This is a genomic window from Oceanobacter sp. 3_MG-2023, assembly GCF_030688925.1.
GTDB lineage: Bacteria > Pseudomonadota > Gammaproteobacteria > Pseudomonadales > Oceanobacteraceae > Oceanobacter.
The window spans coordinates 39,392-57,706 of the sequence record NZ_JAUYVX010000006.1 but is presented as its reverse complement, the minus strand read 5'-3'; the positions used below and the strand labels follow the sequence as shown (position 1 = coordinate 57,706).

At 56.2% G+C, this 18,315-nt stretch carries 15 protein-coding genes; 14 read left to right on the top strand and 1 reads right to left on the bottom strand.

The window, feature by feature from the left end; all coding sequences use genetic code 11:
• The first annotated feature begins 33 nt into the window (after nucleotides 1–33).
• The 3 genes from Q8W32_RS07220 to Q8W32_RS07210 all read left to right on the top strand — a co-directional run bounded on the left by Q8W32_RS07220 (nucleotide 34) and on the right by Q8W32_RS07210 (nucleotide 4,474).
• The gene (locus Q8W32_RS07220) at nucleotides 34–1,323 is read left to right on the top strand and encodes an amidase (protein WP_305414335.1); all 1,290 of its coding nucleotides are present in this window, start codon (nucleotides 34–36) and stop codon (nucleotides 1,321–1,323) included.
• Nucleotides 1,324–1,444: 121 nt separating this feature from the next.
• Entirely contained in the window at nucleotides 1,445–2,347 is a 903-nt protein-coding gene (locus Q8W32_RS07215; protein WP_303432847.1) for a LysR family transcriptional regulator, read from the top strand.
• Nucleotides 2,348–2,536: 189 nt separating this feature from the next.
• The gene (locus Q8W32_RS07210; protein ID WP_305414334.1) at nucleotides 2,537–4,474 is read left to right on the top strand and encodes a metallophosphoesterase; all 1,938 of its coding nucleotides are present in this window, start codon (nucleotides 2,537–2,539) and stop codon (nucleotides 4,472–4,474) included.
• 175 nt (nucleotides 4,475–4,649) lie between these two features.
• Here the strand turns inward: Q8W32_RS07210 and Q8W32_RS07205 are convergent, their stop codons facing one another.
• A complete protein-coding gene (locus tag Q8W32_RS07205) occupies nucleotides 4,650–5,240 on the bottom strand; it encodes an XRE family transcriptional regulator (RefSeq protein WP_303432849.1) in 591 nt (196 codons plus the stop codon).
• Between the two features lie 299 nt (nucleotides 5,241–5,539).
• Between Q8W32_RS07205 and glnT the strand changes: the two genes are divergently transcribed.
• From glnT to Q8W32_RS07150, 11 genes are all read left to right on the top strand, one after another.
• Nucleotides 5,540–6,889, top strand: coding sequence for a type III glutamate--ammonia ligase (gene glnT, locus Q8W32_RS07200; RefSeq protein WP_303432850.1), 1,350 nt, complete (start codon nucleotides 5,540–5,542; stop codon nucleotides 6,887–6,889).
• Between the two features lie 164 nt (nucleotides 6,890–7,053).
• Nucleotides 7,054–7,950 (top strand): glutamine amidotransferase family protein, encoded by an 897-nt coding sequence (locus Q8W32_RS07195; RefSeq protein WP_303432851.1) that lies wholly within the window; start codon nucleotides 7,054–7,056, stop codon nucleotides 7,948–7,950.
• Nucleotides 7,951–7,988: 38 nt separating this feature from the next.
• A complete protein-coding gene (locus Q8W32_RS07190; protein ID WP_303432852.1) occupies nucleotides 7,989–8,672 on the top strand; it encodes a protein glxC in 684 nt (227 codons plus the stop codon).
• A gap of 23 nt (nucleotides 8,673–8,695) precedes the next feature.
• Nucleotides 8,696–10,027, top strand: a complete 1,332-nt coding sequence (locus Q8W32_RS07185) for an FMN-binding glutamate synthase family protein (RefSeq protein WP_303432853.1) — start codon at nucleotides 8,696–8,698, stop codon at nucleotides 10,025–10,027.
• 293 nt (nucleotides 10,028–10,320) lie between these two features.
• Nucleotides 10,321–11,187 (top strand): formyltetrahydrofolate deformylase, encoded by an 867-nt coding sequence (gene purU, locus Q8W32_RS07180; RefSeq protein WP_305414331.1) that lies wholly within the window; start codon nucleotides 10,321–10,323, stop codon nucleotides 11,185–11,187.
• A gap of 9 nt (nucleotides 11,188–11,196) precedes the next feature.
• The gene (locus Q8W32_RS07175; RefSeq protein WP_303432855.1) at nucleotides 11,197–12,069 is read left to right on the top strand and encodes a bifunctional 5,10-methylenetetrahydrofolate dehydrogenase/5,10-methenyltetrahydrofolate cyclohydrolase; all 873 of its coding nucleotides are present in this window, start codon (nucleotides 11,197–11,199) and stop codon (nucleotides 12,067–12,069) included.
• A 17-nt stretch (nucleotides 12,070–12,086) separates the two neighbouring features.
• On the top strand, nucleotides 12,087–13,352 hold the full coding sequence (locus tag Q8W32_RS07170) for an FAD-dependent oxidoreductase (RefSeq protein ID WP_305414330.1): 1,266 nt from the start codon (nucleotides 12,087–12,089) through the stop codon (nucleotides 13,350–13,352).
• A 274-nt stretch (nucleotides 13,353–13,626) separates the two neighbouring features.
• On the top strand, nucleotides 13,627–13,917 hold the full coding sequence (locus tag Q8W32_RS07165; RefSeq protein WP_303432857.1) for a sarcosine oxidase subunit delta: 291 nt from the start codon (nucleotides 13,627–13,629) through the stop codon (nucleotides 13,915–13,917).
• Entirely contained in the window at nucleotides 13,917–16,961 is a 3,045-nt protein-coding gene (locus Q8W32_RS07160) for a 2Fe-2S iron-sulfur cluster-binding protein (RefSeq protein WP_305414327.1), read from the top strand. The genes Q8W32_RS07165 and Q8W32_RS07160 overlap by 1 nt, the downstream gene beginning before the upstream one ends.
• Before the next feature lie 149 nt (nucleotides 16,962–17,110).
• Nucleotides 17,111–17,821, top strand: coding sequence for a hypothetical protein (locus Q8W32_RS07155; RefSeq protein ID WP_305414326.1), 711 nt, complete (start codon nucleotides 17,111–17,113; stop codon nucleotides 17,819–17,821).
• A 95-nt stretch (nucleotides 17,822–17,916) separates the two neighbouring features.
• The gene (locus Q8W32_RS07150; protein ID WP_303432860.1) at nucleotides 17,917–18,243 is read left to right on the top strand and encodes a multidrug efflux SMR transporter; all 327 of its coding nucleotides are present in this window, start codon (nucleotides 17,917–17,919) and stop codon (nucleotides 18,241–18,243) included.
• The last annotated feature ends 72 nt before the right edge of the window (nucleotides 18,244–18,315 follow it).

Genomic DNA, 18,315 nt, shown 5'->3' with positions numbered 1-18,315 from the left:
TTAACCTGATTCAACGCCCGAGGTAGAGCATCGATGAACGCAAGCAATCCCCTGAACAGAGCCGGACTGGCAGAGACATTACGCCGTATCGAGGCCGGCGAATGCACCGCTGTCGATGTGATCAATGCCTGCTTCGACCGTATTGACGCCCGGGAAGACAAGGTCGGGGCCTGGGAATGCCACTTGTCCCGTGCCGACTATTTGCAGCAATACCATGACCAGCAAGCGTTTTATGAGCAGAGCCTGTTAAAAGGTCTGCCGGTCGGTATCAAGGATATTATTGATACCGCCGATATGCCCACTGAAATGGGTTCTGCGATTCACGCCGGACGCCAACCGATCGAAGATGCCAGCTGTGTGGCACTGGTGAAAGCTGCCGGAGGCATGGTGCTGGGCAAAACCGTCACCACCGAATTTGCTTATTTCCGCCCTGGTAAAACCTGTAACCCCCACGCTCTGGATCGTACCCCGGGTGGCTCTTCCAGTGGTTCTGCTGCTGCCGTAGCTGACGAGATGGTGCCGATGGCGCTGGGTTCCCAAACCGCCGCTTCCGTGATTCGTCCGGCGGCCTATTGTGGCGCGGTGGGCTATGTCGGCAGTCGGGGAGAATTCTCGCTGCGGGGTGGTCAGCCTCTGGCGCAGTCGCTGGATTCACTGGGTCTGTTTGCCCGTCATGTCGAAGATATTCAACTGCTGCGGGCCGTCTTGTTACGACTGCCAGCAGCGGAATTACCCGCCGCCGTCAAACCGCGCCGGATAGTGATGTGTGCCGGCGACAATGTGGGTGACACCGACGCCGATATGAACACCGCCTTGCAGCAGGTGGCCGAGCACTTGCAAGCGGCCGGGGTTGAAGTGACCTGGCTGGAAGCAGGAACCCTGCTGCAACAAATGGTGATGCATCACAGCCGGATCATGGCCTGGGAAGTGTGTCGTAACCTGGTGATGGAGTCACAACAAGCCGAGTTGCTCAGTCAGCCATTGCAGGCACTGATCAAGGATGGTCTGGCGATGCCGCGTGAAGATTATCTGGCTTCGCTGGATGCGGTTGAGACCAGCCGTCACTGGCTGTGGTCAACCTGTGCGGAAGCCGATGCCATTCTGGCCCCTGCCGCGCCTGGCGTGGCGCCGTTGGGTCTTGATAAGACCGGTGCGCCGCATATGAGTCGCCCTTGGCAGGCCATGGGATTCCCCGTGATTTCGATACCGGGTGAAACCGATGGCGATCACTTGCCTCTGGGCCTGCAACTGGTCGGTCGTGCCCGCCAGGATGATGCCTTGCTGCAGGTCGCCGCCTGGGTTGAGCAGAACATCATGAACTGATTGTGCCTGTCTGCTTGGCGATGGATGGGTCTGGTGATGGTTTGCCAGTGCCCATCGATTGGCGGATAGCAGCACGATAGCGGCGGCGGTTATGATGGTGCCATACCGTCGGAGGACTGCCATGACCGCAAAACAGCTACGTGCTTTTCTCGCCGTTGCCCGAACCCTCAGCTTTGCCGAAGCCAGCACCCTGGTGCATCTGTCGCAACCGGCATTGAGTCTGGCGATCAAGAGCCTCGAAGAGTCGTTGGGTGGGCGTTTGCTTAGCCGTACTACCCGTTCTGTCGCATTAACACCGGAAGGTCAGGCGTTACTGCCGATTGCCCAGCGGTTGATGGCCGATTGGGATAACGCCGAAGAGCAGTTACAAAAACGATTTGCCCTGCAACTGGGACAGGTTGCGGTCGCGGCAATGCCGTCTTTTGCCGCCAGCCTGCTGCCGAATGCACTCAAAGTGTATCGTCAGCGCTTTGCCGATATCCGTGTCGAAGTACATGACGTGGTGGCGGAGCAGGTCGTCAGCATGGTGCGCTCCGGCCGTATAGAAGTCGGGGTGTCGTTAAGCCCGGAAGGTGCGCCCGATCTGGTTTTTTTACCTCTGTTTGATGACGAACTGGTGGCGGTCTTGCCACCGGATTCAACCATTCTGAGATCCCTGCCGGTAGCTGGACGGCTGTCCTGGGCGCGTTTGCTGCTGGAAGACTTTATTGCCCTGCAACGGCCATCAATTGTGCGCCTGATGTTGGAAAGTCGCCTGGCAGCACAGGGCATGGCATTAAATGTTGCTTACGATGCCCATCAGCTGGCCACGGTTGGCCGCATGGTGGCCTGTGGTCTGGGAGTCAGCGCCGTGCCTTCCTTGTGTCGCCAACAAATGGAGGAAATGGGGGCGGTGTGTGTGCCGCTGCAAGATCCAACCATTGGCCGGGAAGTGGGCATTCTGGTGAAAAAAGGCCACGAACTGTCGGTGGCAGCCCAGGCGCTGGTGAACGTGTTGGTCGAGGTGCTGGGACAGGGTGACTGAAGTCACCACTCGGACGGCATCAGGAGACCAGGCGCAGCCTGCCTTATTCCAAGTTCCTGGCAAACTGTAAAATATTGTCATGAATTATTACTGCAAGTGTCAGCAATCTGTCTTGTTCCCTGCTGATACTGCCTCTCCGAAAATTATTATCAGAATGATCAGAGAGGTAGCAAGATGCGTTATCAGAGTATGACCCGTTCCGTTTTATCGGTGGCCATCGCGGCAGTCACTGCCAGTGGTCTCGTTGCTTGTGGGTCAGACGATGACAACTCGTCACCATCGGAAAGTGCATACCAGCCCTATAAAATAGGCCTGTTGCCTGATACTCAAGGTGGTAGCGATAGCGAAGGCCAGTCTCACGTGGCCATGCACCCGATGCGCGAAGTCTTGTCGCACCAGGCCGATGCCGGTGTGGATATGGTGATTGCACTGGGTGACCTGACCGACAAGGGCACCACCGTTGAATGGGCAGAATGGACATCCGTGGCGGAGTCTTATAAAGATCAGGGTATCGAATTCCTGCCAGTGATGGGCAACCACGAAACCAGCTACGCCTATACCGTAGAGTGGATCAAAACCATGCGGGATTACATCCCGGAAGACGCCGTCCATATGCCAGGCTTTGAATGGATCAACTACTACGTGATCCGTGAAAACGTACTGATTGTGGGCCTGGCGTACTACAACCTGCCAATTGCCTTCTCGTGGATTCAGGACGTGATCGAATCCAACGAAGATCAGATCGATCACATTGTTGTTGCCAGCCACGACGGTCTGGTCGGCGCTAAATACGGCCAGACCCGTGAACAAATCGTGGAAGGCACCAAAGACGACGACTGGGTTTACAGCGTTCAGGAAGACATCCGGGACTACTTCTCCCAGCACGATGTGATTTATGTTCAGGGACACGAACATCAGTACCAGCGCTCCCTGATTACCGCCCAAACCGCCTTGACCACCACCTCATCCGGTTCCACCCCGGAAGGTGGAAATTACCGCATGAATGCCTACACCCAGATCATGGCCGGTAATGCTTCGTACAAGGGTTACGAATACCGCTATGGCGAGCGTGAGCTGATCCAGATGGTGATCTCGCAGAAGAACAACACACTGAGCAACGGTGCCACCGGCTTTGACGTTAACTCCAGCTGGTTGGCATTCGACAACGACCGGGTGGACTACCAGTCCTACTATTCCGAGCATACCGCCAGCAGCAACGACGCCGACCAGGCTTTCAGTGCCGACTGGAAAATGCTGGATGGTTTCAGTCGTACTACCAACCGCTGTGACAACGTGATTTACCCGACGTCTGTGCCAGAAGATACCCGTCCGGTCCTGGTGTTCCAGACCGACTACCTGAGCGATATCTGTATTGCGGATGACGGCACCGTGGCGCAACTGATTGGTGGTTCCAACGACACCTTTAACCGCACCGACACCCGTACCCGCGATATGGAATACACCCCGGGCTTCAGTCGCGCCGAAACCCTGATGGATCTGACTCGTCTGGCCTACCAGTGGATGTATGTGTACCACGAAAGCTGGACACCCAACCTTAACAGTGCCGCCCGGGCGATTCCGGATGAAGAAGAAAACCTGCTGCTGATCCCTGGCACCACCATTGACCTGAAAGAACACGTCACGCTCAGCTGGACAGAGAAAACCTCTGACACCCGCTCCGATATCCTGATTGTCAGCGGCACTCAGAACCAGACCGGCATATACCAAAGTGCCTACGGTGCTGAGAAAGACATCGAAGCCGATGCGGGTCTGGATCTGTCATCACCGTCTGGTGCCGCAAAAAGTGCTGTGGTCTTGCCGGCTACCGCAACCCAGAGCTGGGACATGGGCACTGCAGTGGCGGATAGCTATGGCGTAGCAATGACCGCGACGGACTCGCTGTCGGGCGACGACGTTGTGCTGGCGAGCAAAACCGATACCGGCTGGGAAGCATTGACATCGGCTGACTGTATTTACCAGGGATTGTGGCTGGAAAGCTACGCCGTCACGGCACCCGCCCGTGATGCCGCCTGCTCTGGAGAGCCTTTGGTCGGTTACGATGCCGATGGTAATCAGTGGTGGACGGTACTGAACAGCGATGCTGAACTGGCGCTGGTGTCTCGTTAAGTATTCTGGCTGTACAGGATTACCCGCCACGCGTGCGGTAATCCTGGGCTGATCTGGAATATCTCTTCTGTTTTGCCATATCTTTCCGGGCGTGCCCGGAATCCACCGGCTCGGACTCGCAACCGTCTGGCTCCTGAATCAGGTTCAGGGTGACGCTTGAGAGGGGAGCCGGTCTTTACTCTTCGACGTAGTTAATAATCGATAGCAGCTGCAGCGGTACTTCGATCAGTTTCTCGGGGCCGTGAGGCGTTTCCGCATCAAAGGTCAGGCTGTCGCCGGGGCCCATTTCATACAAGTGGTTGCCGTGGCGGTACACCAGCTGTCCTTTTAGCAGGTAAATAAATTCTTCGCCGGGGTGGGAGAAGGTCGGGAACACCTCCGACAGATCATCCATGGTAATCAGGAAGGGTTCAAAGTTACGTTTGCCACCCCGCTGATAGGTTAGTAGCTGGTAGGTGTGGCCTTTGTCGGTGCCACGTCGAACAACTTCCAGACCTTCGCCAGACGGTGTGAAGTGTGCGCCGCCGTCCGGGCGGTCGTAATCGCTGAACAGTTTGGAGATAGGCAAGCCGATGGCGGTGCACAGGCGGCTGAGGGTTTCCAGGCTGGTGGAGACCTGGGCGTTCTCGATTTTGCTGACCATACCCTGGCTGATGCCAGAAATTCGCGCCACATCGGTAATTTTCAGGCCTTCTTCCAATCTGGCCTTTTTGACTTTCATGGCAATGTACTGGTCCAGATTAAAACGTGTGTCGTTTTCTTCCATGTCCTGATGCTCCACCGGTGCTGTAGATGAACCCTCTTGGTGCGTAAGAATGAATGGACGCACTCTAGCGGTGCTTTATTTCAGTCTATTCAGCCCTGATCGACGAACCAGACGGGTTTCTCTGTGGGAAAATTTATTAACTAACTATAGGTAAATCGGGGCTTTCGGTTCAATATGAAAAAAATATTCCCCTCGGGAAATTATGTGGCATAGGGGTTGCATTCACTTTAGGAAAGTAATTTTCCCAAAGAGAAACAAAGGTTCGGCGAGAAGCTGACCTCGGAATCAGGAGCAAGTGTATGTTGTCCGCGACCCCATCCGCCGCCGAAATCGAAGCTTTCATGTCGGAAAATGATATTCGATACGTTCTGGCCCAGTTTGTTGATATCCACGGTGTGGCCAAGACCAAGTCTGTGCCCGCCAATTGCTTGATGGACGTTGTTGAAAAAGGGGCTGGTTTTGCCGGCTTTGCTGTCTGGGGAATGGGCATGGAACCACATGGCCCGGATTTCCTGGCACGTGGTGACCTGGCCAGCCTGACCACCGTACCCTGGCAGCCAGGGTATGCCCGTATTGCCTGTGACGGTTACGTGAACAACGCGCCGTACTCCCACGACAGCCGCGTGGTACTGAAAAACCAGCTCAAGCGTCTGGATGACAAAGGCTGGACTCTGAACACGGGTCTGGAGCCTGAGTTCTACCTGTTCAAACGTAACGCCGACGGTTCTCTCGGCCCAGTGGATGATACCGATACGCTGACCAAGCCGTGCTACGACTACAAGGGCCTGTCGCGTTCACGTGAATTTCTGGAAACCCTGGTTGAGAGCCTGCAAGCGGTTGGCATGGACGTGTATCAGATCGACCATGAAGACGCCAATGGCCAGTTTGAAATCAACTACACCTACAGCGACGCACTGACTTCGGCTGACCGTTTTACCTTCGTCCGTATGGCGGCCGGTGAAATCGCCAACGACCTCGGCATGGTCTGTTCCTTTATGCCAAAACCATCAGCAGACCGCACCGGTAACGGCATGCACTTCCATCTGTCGATTTGTGATGAAAGCGGCAAGAACCTGTTTGGTGATGACAGCGACAAGCACGGCATGGGTCTGTCGAAAATGGCTTACCACTTCACCGCTGGCCTGCTGCATCACGCCAAGGCGTTGTGTGCTATCGCCGCTCCTACCGTGAACTCTTACAAGCGTCTGGTTGTTGGTGGATCGGCTTCCGGTTCAACCTGGGCACCAGCGTATATCTGCTACGGCGACAACAACCGTTCCGCCATGGTTCGTGTGCCTTACGGCCGCCTGGAATTCCGTCTGCCAGATTCAGGTTGTAACCCGTACCTGGTACACGCGGCACTGATTGCTGCGGGTATGGACGGAATCGAACGTGAGCTGGAAGCCGGTGATCCGAAAAACATCAATATGTATGCCCTGAGCGAAGCAGAACGCAAAGCTGAAGGCGTCGAAATCCTGCCGCAAACCTTGGGCGAAGCCATTGATGAACTGGAAAAAGACACGGTTCTGACGGATGCCATCGGCAAAGAAGTGATGGCTGAGTTTGTCCGCCTCAAACGCGAAGAGTGGATCGACTACTGTCGCCACGTTTCCGACTGGGAAGTACAGCGCTACGGCGAATTCTTCTAAGCCTGAACTAGCTCGGTGCGCCTGGAGCGCACCAGCCGTTATACCCCATTTTTTATGTGCCGCTGCTGTGTTTGGCAGCAGCGGAACGGCTTCGCTTGTGCTGCAACAGGCATAACGAAGCGAATCAAACGAACAAACGACTGTGAATTAACGAGGATAGCGCGATGTGTGGAATCGTAGGTCTGTATCTGAAAAATCCGGCGCTGGAGAGCCAGCTCGGTGCCCTGTTTGAACCCATGCTGATCGCGATGACCGATCGTGGTCCGGACAGTGCCGGCTTTGCTATTTACGGTGACGAAGTCGCCGATGGCATCAAGTTGACTCTGCGTCACGAAGATGTCAATTACGACTGGGAAGCGCTGGCTGAAGCCGCTCGTGCAGAACTGAATGCTGAAGTCAGCTGGTTCCAGAATGCTACGGTTGCTGTCTTCAAGATGCACACGGATGCCGCCACTGCGACTGCCTTTGTTGAGCAACACGCACCGGAAGTGCTGATCCTCAGCGCCGGTCACTCGATCGAAATTCTGAAAGAAGTGGGTCTGCCAGAAGTGATTACCGAAACCTTCAACCTGAAAGGCATGAAGGGTACACACATCATCGGGCACACCCGTATGGCAACTGAATCTGCCGTCACCATGGCTGGTTCGCACCCGTTCTCAACCGGTGAAGATTTGTGTCTGGTACACAACGGTTCGCTGTCTAACCACAACCGTCTGCGTCTGGAACTGGAGCGTGAAGGTATCCGCTTTGAAACTGAAAACGACTCGGAAGTGGCCGCTGGCTATCTGACGCGCCGCCTGCAACTGGGCGACACTCTCAATCAGGCGCTGGAAAACGCGATGAAGGATCTTGATGGTTTCTTCACCTTCACCATCGGAACACGTAACGGTTTTGCGGTTACCCGCGATCCGATCGCTTGCAAGCCTGCTGTCCTGGCCGAGACCGAAGACTACGTTGCCATGGCGTCTGAGTATCAGGCACTGACGACACTGCCTGGCATCGAGAACGCCAAGGTCTGGGAGCCGGAAGCGGCCAAAATTTATGTCTGGGAACGTGCCTGAGCACGCGAGCTGCCAACGGCAAATACGAGGAATCTCATATGAAAACATTTGATCTGGCCACCACCTCGCTGCGCGATATCAATCAGGCGCTGCATGAACAGGCGGTTGAATGCACCGAACGCGAATGGAAAATCACCGGCGCCAAGGGCGATCACAATCTGGTCTGTGGTCTCGACCAGGCGCTGAGTGTGGATATTGAAGGCCATGCTGGCTACTACTGTGCCGGCATGAACAAGAAAGCCCACGTCGTGGTACACGGCAATGTCGGGCAGGGCGTAGCAGAAAACATGATGTCCGGTTCCGTCCGGGTCAAGGGTGAAGCTTCCCAATCCGCTGGCGCAACCGCCCACGGTGGCATGCTGGTGATTGAAGGTAACGCCGGTGCCCGTTGTGGTATCTCCATGAAAGGTGTGGAAATCGTCGTCAAAGGCAGTGTGGGTCACATGAGCTGCTTTATGGGTCAGGCCGGTGCACTGGTTGTTTGTGGTGATGCCGGGGATGCCCTGGGTGATTCATTGTACGAAACCAAAATCTTTGTCAAAGGCAGCGTGGCGTCTCTGGGAGCCGACTGCATTGAGAAAGAAATGCGTCAGGAACATCTCGATTACCTGACCGATTTGCTCAACCGTGCCGGGATCGATGAAGATCCGGCCAGCTTCAAGCGCTACGGCTCAGCCCGTCAGCTGTATAACTTTAAAGTCGATAACGTCAGTGCCTACTGATCACGCAGCCAGGAGAGAGTGATATGAGCGATAAAGATCTGAAAGTGAACCCTGGACTGCGTGAGTCTGCGACGTTTGACGCGTTGACCATGCAGGAAATCCGCCGCGCAGCAGACACCGGTATCTACGATATCCGTGGTTTTGGTGCCAAGCGCAAATTGCCGCATTTTGATGACCTGTTGTTCCTCGGTGCCAGCATGTCCCGCTACCCGCTGGAAGGCTACCGCGAGAAGTGCAACACCCAGGTCACACTGGGCACCCGTTATGCCAAGAAGCCGATCGTGATTGAAACACCGGTCACCATCGCCGGTATGAGCTTTGGCGCACTGTCTGCCAATGCCAAGGAAGCGTTGGGACGGGGTGCTTCTGAAGTCGGTACCACCACCACGACCGGTGACGGCGGCATGACACCGGAAGAGCGCGGTCAGTCCACCAAGCTGGTGTATCAGTACCTGCCTTCCCGTTACGGCATGAACCCGGACGACCTGCGCAAAGCCGATGCCATCGAAGTGGTATTGGGCCAGGGTGCCAAGCCTGGCGGCGGCGGTATGTTGCTGGGTCAGAAAATTACCGACCGTGTTGCGAAAATGCGTACCTTGCCGATGGGCGTGGATCAGCGTTCCGCCTGTCGCCACCCGGACTGGACTGGCCCGGACGATCTGGCCATCAAGATTCTGGAACTGCGTGAAATCACCGACTGGCAAGTGCCGATCTACATCAAGGTCGGAGCAACCCGGACTTACTACGACGTCAAACTGGCTGTCAAAGCCGGTGCCGATGTGATCGTGGTCGACGGCATGCAAGGTGGTACGGCGGCGACTCAGGAAGTGTTTATCGAACACGTGGGTATTCCGACCATGGCCGCGATTCCGCAAGCCGTACAGGCACTGCAGGAAATGGGCATGCACCGCAAGGTACAGCTGATTGTTTCCGGTGGTATCCGTAACGGTGCCGACGTCGCCAAGTGTATGGCACTGGGTGCCGATGCGGTAGCGATTGGTACTGCGGCTCTGATTGCCCTGGGTTGTAACCATCCGAAGTGGGACGAAGAGTTCAAGAAAATTGGTTCTGCAGCGGGTTATTACGACGACTATCACGAAGGTAAAGACCCTGCCGGTATTTCTACCCAGGACCCTGAGCTGATGAAGCGTCTGGATCCGGTTACTGCCGGTCATCGTCTGGCTAACTACCTGCGCGTGCTGACACTGGAAGCCCAGACCCTGGCACGTGCTTGCGGTAAAAGCGATCTGCGTAACCTGGAGCCAGAAGATCTGGTTGCCCTGACGGTAGAATCTGCCGCCATGGCACGGGTGCCACTGGCTGGTACCAGCTGGATTCCTGGACAAGGCTACTAAGGCCATCACCAGCCTGATTACCCAACCCGGCTGGTCTGGTTCGACTGATTGAGCGCACCGACAACAGGGCGCATCGCCGCTAGCGGCGAGCTGGTACGCAGCGGTATCGGGTAGTCACCGCGCGTACCAACACAACTCGCAGCGTCAGGCTCGGATATACTCCGGGCTGCCGCGCGCAGCTGTGTGAATACAACCATTGAATTGATCAGCGAAGCGACTGATTTCGCAGGCTTTGTGCGGCTTGAAACTCCATAAAAGCCATGACTGATACAAGCCAACAGAGGAGCAGAACCATGCCTCGTAACAACGAAAAAATTGAATACGTACTAAAAACCACCTGCCCGGCGGGTAGTGGCATTGTCGCTGCAGTTTCCAGCTTTTTGTCCGGCAATGGCTGCTATCTCAGCGAGCAGTCCCAGTTCGATGACCAGGACAGCGGTAACTTCTTCATGCGCACTCGTTTTCACTTTGAAGGCGATGATCAGTGCGATGCCGTAAGAACCGGTTTTGCTGAAGTGGCCGAGCGTTTTGGCATGACCTGGAGCCTGAACAGTGTGTGTTCACCAATCAGGACGCTGATCATGGTGTCCAAGGCTGACCACTGTCTGAGCGATTTGCTGTACCGCAAAAACAAGGGTGAGCTGAATATGGAAATCACCGCTGTGGTTTCCAATCACCAGGATTTGCGACCAATGGCAGAACGCGAAGGCATTCGCTTTATTCACCTGCCAGTGACGAAAGAGAACAAGCCGCAGCAAGAACAGGCGCTGATCGACATCGTCAACGAAACCAACACCGAGCTGGTAGTACTTGCCCGTTACATGCAAATCCTGTCCAACACCCTGTGTGCGGAGCTGGCCGGTAAAGCGATCAATATTCACCACTCGTTCCTGCCCGGCTTCAAGGGTGCACGGCCGTATTACCAGGCTTATGACCGGGGTGTGAAACTGATTGGTGCGACTGCGCACTATGTAACCTCCGATCTGGACGAAGGCCCGATCATCGAGCAATCCGTACAGCCAGTGGATCACACCATGGGCCCGGAAAAGCTGACTGCCGCTGGACGGGATACCGAAACCGTCGCTCTGGCCCGTGCTGTCAAACTGCACACCGAACACCGTGTGTTTGTTGATGGTAACAAAACCGTCGTTTTCAAATAGGAGCACAACATGGCTACTCGAATCGACGGAAAAGTTATCTCGGCGCAAGTGCTGGACGAGGTCGCCACTGATGCGGCGGCCTTTCTTGAAGACTACGGCATCAAGCCTGGTCTGGCCGTGGTGCTGGTCGGGGAAGACCCGGCCAGTCAGGTCTATGTGCGCAACAAGATTGCCCGTGCGACCGAATCCGGACTGAACTCGATCGAGCATCGTCTGCCGATCGATACCACCCAGGAAACCCTGAACCAGCTGGTGGCCGCATTGAATGTGGACCCGGCGGTACACGGTATTCTGGTACAGCTGCCATTGCCGGCCCATCTGGATGAAGAGCAGATTATTGCTGCGATCAGCCCGGAAAAAGACGTTGACGGGTTTCACCCGGTCAACGTCGGTGCGCTCAGTGTGGGCAAGGAATCTCTGGTTCCCTGTACGCCCCAGGGCTGCATGATCATGATCGGGAAAGTGCTGGGTGACGATCTCAGTGGCAAGCACGCGGTTGTGGTCGGCCGTTCCAACATTGTTGGCAAGCCGATGGCTGCACTGCTGTTGCAAGCCAACTGCACGGTGACGGTGGTGCATTCACGTACCAACAATCCACAAGCGCTGGCGCAGCAGGCCGATATTCTGGTTGCGGCAGTGGGTCGCCCGGAAATGATCGGTGCCGACTGGGTCAAGCCTGGCGCGACCGTGATCGATGTCGGTATCAACGTGATTGAGCGTAACGGCCAGCGCAAGCTGGTAGGGGATGTCGACTACGCCGCGGTTGAACCGGTGGCTGCTGCCATTACGCCGGTTCCAGGTGGTGTTGGCCCAATGACCATTGCCTGCCTGATGAAAAACACCCTGACAGCCGCCAGACGCCTGATGTCTGACGAACTCTAGTAAACGGGAGCAAGGCCATGCCTTTTGCACTTCTTAAATACGGGCTGAACAACGATTATCCGTTTGAAAAAGACGCGGATTTGCCTGCACCGACTGCCCTCAAGCGTCGTTACGACGTGGTAATTATCGGTGGCGGCGGGCATGGTGTTGCCACGGCTTATTACCTGGCCAAATACCATGGCATTACCAATGTAGCCGTGCTGGAAAAAGGCTATCTGGGGGGAGGGAACACCGCCCGTAACACAGCGGTGATCCGTTCCAACTACCTCACCTCCGACGGGGTGAGGTTTTACAGTGAGTCGGTAAAACTGTTCCAGGAATTATCGAACGAATTCAACTTCAACATCATGTACTCCAAGCGGGGTCAGTTGACGTTGGCACACACCGACTCGGCTATTCGTGGCTTTCGCCAGCGTACCGAAGTCAACAAACACTTTGGCGGCAAGACCGAGCTGATTGATCCACAACAGATCCGTGAGCTGGTGCCTACGCTGAACATGAACCCCGGGCACCAACCGGTGCTGGGGGGCTTGTGGCATATGGATGGCGCGACCGCCCGTCACGATGCCGTGGCCTGGGGCTACGCCAAGGGTGCCACCCAGCGTGGCGTCGAATTGCATCAGCTGACCGAAGTCACCGATGTCATCGTGGATGACGCTTCGGGTACCGTCACCGGCGTCAAGGTCAAGCAGGGCAGCGCTGAGCAAATCATTGAGTGTGGCTGCGCGGTACAGGCCGTTGCAGGGCACAGCTCCTTGCTGGCCGAAAAAGCCGGTTTCCGGTTACCGATTGTGTCTTACCCGCTGCAAGCGATGGTGACCCAGCCGGTCAAGCCTTTCCTCAATCCATTGGTCAGCTCTCCAGCTTTCCACTGCTACGTCCAGCAAACCGGTCGTGGCGAACTGGTCTTTGGTGGTGGATCGGATCCGTACCCGCTCTATAACACCCGTTCCAGTCTGGAACTGAAAGAGCAGCTGCTGGCACACGCTGTCGAGCTGTTTCCTTTTATGGCCAACCTCAAGCTGATGCGACAGTGGGCCGGACTGACGGACATGACCTCAGACTACAGCCCGATCATGGGGTTGAGCCCAGTCAAGAACTACTACCTCGATGCCGGTTGGGGCACCTGGGGCTTCAAGTCCACCCCGATTTGCGGCAAGACCATGGCCGAACTGGTCGCCAGTGGCGGCAAGGTTCCTGACCTGATCAAACCGTTTGGCGTTGAGCGTTTCAGCGAATTCCGCCAGGTGAACGAAATGGGCGCTACCGCTGCCTCACACTAACCACTGTTAGATGGCGTACAACGCACGTGTTTTTAATTCAGCTGCCGCCGAAGGGCAAGATGATCCTGTCTTTCGGTAAAACAGCCAATTCAGTGCCGGTTGCGCCTCTGATAATGAAGATAACGCGGTTGGCCAATACCTGGTATCGGCCAACCGGAAACCGCTTGCAGGGTGCGCATCACGCATCAGATTGTGGATAAAACACAGTCGCCATAACACAGAACTAATCGGCGTCAGACGTCTGACCCCAGGCGTCCGGCAACATAGGTGAGATATGAAAATCATGCCCTGCCCGTTAAACGGGCCACGCAATATCAGCGAATTTGTATATGGCGGCGAAGTCACTCCGCTGCCAAGCGTTGAATCTGCCCCCGACAAGGCCTGGGCAGAACACACCTTTTACGCCTACAACGGCACGGGTGTGGCCCGCGAATGGTGGTATCACACACCATCGGGTTACTGGTTTGTCGCCGAGCGCCATCGTGTGAGCGATGAAATTTTACGTACTTACGATCCATCCGAATTGCCATCGGATGAGTCAACGCCTGACGGGGAGACTTGCTGATGAATTCCGTTGCATCTACACCATCGACTGCCCTCTCACAACGGCTGGCAGCCCCCATGGGGCTGCTGCTGGATCGCAGTGAAACCGTCCAGTTCCGTTTTGAGGGACAGCCCGTTATCGGCTACAAGGGCGACACCATTGGCAGCGCCTTGCTGGGTAATAACTACTGGATGTGGTCGCGCTCGTTCAAGTACCACCGCGCCCGAGGCCCGCTCACCATGTCGGCGCACGATGCCAACAGCCTGGTGCAGATCCAGGGTGAGCCCAATGTGCTGGCCGACAAAATGGCGGCCGCCAACGATTTGCAAGTAACCGGTCAAAACGTCAACGGCACGCTGGCGAAAGACAAGGACGCGATTCTGGGTCACTTCGGCCGCTTTATGCCGGTGGGCTTTTACTATCGGGCGTTCTACAAGCCCAAGGGTGTATGGGACTGGTGGGAAAAACAGATCCGCGAAAAAGCCGGACTGGGTATTGCTGACCTGAAATTCACCCCGGAATATTACGACAAGGCCTACCGCTTCTACGATGTGGTGGTGGTCGGCTCTGGCCCGGCGGGCATGACCGCCGCCCTGACTGCCGCTGACGCGGGTGTCGAGGTGCTGTTGCTGGAAGAACATTCAGTACTGGGCGGCTCGCTGACCTATGCTGACTTCAGTGATCTGGATGACCCGGAAGCACTGCGTCAGCAGCTGATCAGCAAGGTCACGCAGCACGATAAGATCACCGTGATGACCGACTCGGTCTGTAACGCCTGGTTTGTCGACAACTGGCTGCCAGTGCTGCACGGCAAACGCTTGTACAAGATCCGTGCAAAAGAATGCATCATGGCCACTGGCAGCTACGAGCAGCATGTGGTGTTCCGTGGCAATGACTTGCCCGGTGTGGTGATGTGCAGTGCAGCCATGCGGATGATGAAACTCTATGCCATCAAGCCTGGCCAGAGTGCCGTGGTCGTCACCGGCAACGACGATGGTTATCTGACCGCGCTGGCGCTGGTGGCCCAAGGGGTCGAAGTCAAGGCGCTGGTGGATATGCGCGGCGGCGTCGATGACCCGACCGGCACGGATTCGGTCGAAACCAAAAACCTGATTTTCCGCGCCCAGCAGGCCGGTATCGCCCTGCGTTTTGGCCAGACCCTGTATGAAGCCTTTGGTAAAGAACACGTTGAAGCGGTTGAGATTCGCGCTATTCGTGGTCGCGGCAAAGTGGCGGATAACGGCGATCTGTTGCGTTGTGATCTGGTCTGTATGTCGTCGGGTTATATGCCTGCCTATCAGCTGTTATGCCAGGCCGGTGGCCAGCTGAGCTACGATGAAGAGCGTGCCGAGTTCGCGATCCGCCATCTGCCGGAACATCTGCACATTGCCGGTTCTGTCAACGGCAAGCACAGCATTGGTGCGGTGATCAAGGACGCCGAATATGCCGCTGCAACAGCATTGGCGTTATTGGGACAGCCATTGGCAACGGCACCGGAAGCGGTTGAATGCAGTCGCAAGGTTAACTACGACTGGCCGATTTTCCCGCACCCGAAAGGCAAGGACTTTGTTGATTACGACGAAGACCTGCAAAGCAAGGACATCGTCAATGCCACCCGTATGGGTTACCGCGATGTGCAGCTGGTAAAACGCTTTTCAACCGTTGGGATGGGGCCATCCCAGGGGCGTCATTCGGCATTGCCGACCGCTCGACTGGTCGCGCAATCGACCAACCGCAGCATCACCGAAACCGGTGTGACGACGGCCCGGCCGCCGCTGACCCCGGAAAAACTGGCCTACCTGGCCGGACGGGGTTTTGATCCGTATCGCCAGACCGCCATGCATCATCGTCACCTGGAACTGGGTGCCAAAATGATCCCGGCAGGTGCCTGGGCACGGCCAGCGTTTTATCCGCCGCAAGGCAGTTTGTTGAGCGGCAGTGCGGCCAGCCCGCTGATTCCGCGCAGCCGCAAGATCCGTAACACCGCCATCGAAGCCGAAGCCCTGCACGTTCGTAACCACGTCGGTCTGATTGATGTGTCGACGCTGGGTGGTATCGAGCTGCGCGGCCCGGATGCCGCCGAGCTGATGAACCGGATTTACACTTTTGGCTTCCTCAAGCAACCGGTGGGCAAAACCCGCTATGCGGTACTGACCAGTGATCAGGGTGTGGTAGTGGATGATGGTGTTGCCTGCCGTTTTGCTGACGACTGCTTCTATGTGACAGCCACCACCACCGGGGTTGATGCGGTTTATCGCCTGATGACGTTCTGGAATACCCAGTGGCGTCTGGATGTCGATATCACCAATGTCACTTCTGCCTTTGCGGCCGTTAACCTGGCCGGGCCAGACAGCCGCAAGGTTCTGGAGCAGTTGACCGATCTGGATCTGAGCAAGGAAGGTTTTCCTTACCTGGCGTGCCGGGAAGGTGAAATCCGTATTCCTGTTGATGGCAAGGCTGACCAGACCATTCCGGCCCGCCTGTTGCGCGTCGGTTTTGTTGGCGAACTGGGCTATGAAATCCACGTTCCGAGCCGTTACGGCGAAGTCCTGTGGGATGTCTTGATGCAGGCCGGTGCCGCGTTTGATATCAAGCCGTTCGGGGTCGAAACCCAGCGTCTGCTGCGACTCGAAAAAGGCCATATCATCATCAGTCAGGACACCGATGGCATGAGCCACCCGGGAGAACTGGGGCTGGATTGGGCGGTGAGTAAAAACAAGCCGTACTTCAATGGCTGTCGGGCCGTGGATATCGTGATGAAGCGTCCACAAAGCCGCAAACTGGTGGGCTTCAAGCTGCCGGCCAATTTGGTGGCTGCGGGCAAAAAACCGGAAGAAGGGCACCTGGTTCTGGCGACGTCGGCGACCGAGGCCGATATCACCGGTAACGTCACCTCCTGTGAATACTCGCCCACGGTGGGCGCCATTATTGGTATGGCGTACGCCGGAGTGCATCAGAGTGAAGTCGGTGCGCGTTTGCCGATTCGGGTGAACGGTGAAATCGTCACTGCTGAAGTGGTTGCTCTGCCGTTTTACGATGCCGAGCAAGCCCGCCAGGATATGTAATGGCTGGCCTCACTGGTAATACATGTGGGTAATGGTGGTTGCAGTGGCGTGGGTATCACGCCTGCAACAACCGGCGGGCAGCGTATCTCAGAGCGGCTGCCAGAATCTAATGACCGAGTGGCGTGAAACAGCCGTCACAGGAGAGAACCATGTCTGAACTCTATCAAACTGACATTTCCGCTCATGTTGAATGGGCCGATGCTGAATTGGCGCGCAGTGGCTGTTACCGTCGCAGTGCCGGTGCCCGTCGGGTCGAGACTGCTGCCGGAGCGTCGGTGATCGCACAAGTGGATAACGGCGATGTCCAGCGGGCCGCCAAAGCCGGCGTGCTGGAATTATCAATGCTGCCACGGACAGGCTATCGTGGCACCACGACCACCGATTTGCTGGCGGCTAACAAACTGCCGATTCCCGCACGTCCGAACACTGCCGCAAGCAGTGCTAATGGCGAATGCGTGCTGCGCCTGAGCCAGAAAGAATACTGGCTGCTGGGTAGCCCGGCAGACCTGGGTGCAGCCGTGATGGCATTGCCGACCGCGGGTGCGGAGACTCCGGATCATTGTTATCCGTTGTTCTGTATGGACTCCCATGCCTGGCTGATGCTGACCGGTGAACACCTGTCCAATATCATGTCCAAGCTGAGTGGGGTGGATATGCGTGAGTCGGTATTCCCCGTCGGCAGCATTGCCCAAACCTCTATCGCGCGTATCAACGCCATTATGGTTCGCCAGCAAATCAACGGTTTGCCGGTGATGTCCATTCTTTGCGATACCGCTTCCAGTGACTACCTCTGGACGGCATTGATGGATGCGGTGCAGGAATTTGAGGGCGGCGCCGTCGGCCTCGATGTCTTGCGCTGAATCTGGATGTTTCTGCTGATGACCTGGCTGCGGTGCCTTGTACCGCCGCCGGGTCATTGGTTTTTCAATGATGGCTACAACAGGAGTTGTACACAATGGGTTGGATTTATTTGTTGATCGCTGGTGGCCTTGAATGTTTATGGGCGATTGGACTGAAACAGAGTGACGGGTTTTCAAAGTTGTGGCCATCGGTCATTACCGTGCTGCTGATTATTGCCAGCATGTCGATATTGTCGCTGGCCATGCGCACCATTCCGATGGGCACCGCGTACGCGGTCTGGGCCGGTATTGGTACCGCATCTATTGCCTTGGTGGGTATTCTGTTTATGAACGAACCCGGCGGCATTTTGCGACTGGCGTGTATCGGCCTGATTGTGCTGGGCGTGGTTGGATTAAAGCTGGTGGAAGGTAGCGCTGGCTGAGCCGCCTGTATCTGATTCTTGTCTATCGGGTTGAATGGCTGGTTCCGGAGATAATAGCGACCTGATCACTGT

Bases quoted from the DNA above. Each gene is read 5' to 3' on its own strand.
- Q8W32_RS07195 (WP_303432851.1), top strand. From the start codon at position 7,054: ATGTGTGGAATCGTAGGTCTGTATCTGAAAAATCCGGCGCTGGAGAGC.
- purU (WP_305414331.1), top strand. From the start codon at position 10,321: ATGCCTCGTAACAACGAAAAAATTGAATACGTACTAAAAACCACCTGC.
- Q8W32_RS07215 (WP_303432847.1), top strand. From the start codon at position 1,445: ATGACCGCAAAACAGCTACGTGCTTTTCTCGCCGTTGCCCGAACCCTC.
- Q8W32_RS07170 (WP_305414330.1), top strand. From the start codon at position 12,087: ATGCCTTTTGCACTTCTTAAATACGGGCTGAACAACGATTATCCGTTT.
- Q8W32_RS07165 (WP_303432857.1), top strand. From the start codon at position 13,627: ATGAAAATCATGCCCTGCCCGTTAAACGGGCCACGCAATATCAGCGAA.
- Q8W32_RS07155 (WP_305414326.1), top strand. From the start codon at position 17,111: ATGTCTGAACTCTATCAAACTGACATTTCCGCTCATGTTGAATGGGCC.
- Q8W32_RS07150 (WP_303432860.1), top strand. From the start codon at position 17,917: ATGGGTTGGATTTATTTGTTGATCGCTGGTGGCCTTGAATGTTTATGG.
- Q8W32_RS07210 (WP_305414334.1), top strand. From the start codon at position 2,537: ATGACCCGTTCCGTTTTATCGGTGGCCATCGCGGCAGTCACTGCCAGT.
- Q8W32_RS07185 (WP_303432853.1), top strand. From the start codon at position 8,696: ATGAGCGATAAAGATCTGAAAGTGAACCCTGGACTGCGTGAGTCTGCG.
- Q8W32_RS07175 (WP_303432855.1), top strand. From the start codon at position 11,197: ATGGCTACTCGAATCGACGGAAAAGTTATCTCGGCGCAAGTGCTGGAC.
- Q8W32_RS07220 (WP_305414335.1), top strand. From the start codon at position 34: ATGAACGCAAGCAATCCCCTGAACAGAGCCGGACTGGCAGAGACATTA.
- Q8W32_RS07205 (WP_303432849.1), bottom strand. From the start codon at position 5,240: ATGGAAGAAAACGACACACGTTTTAATCTGGACCAGTACATTGCCATG.
- glnT (WP_303432850.1), top strand. From the start codon at position 5,540: ATGTTGTCCGCGACCCCATCCGCCGCCGAAATCGAAGCTTTCATGTCG.
- Q8W32_RS07190 (WP_303432852.1), top strand. From the start codon at position 7,989: ATGAAAACATTTGATCTGGCCACCACCTCGCTGCGCGATATCAATCAG.
- Q8W32_RS07160 (WP_305414327.1), top strand. From the start codon at position 13,917: ATGAATTCCGTTGCATCTACACCATCGACTGCCCTCTCACAACGGCTG.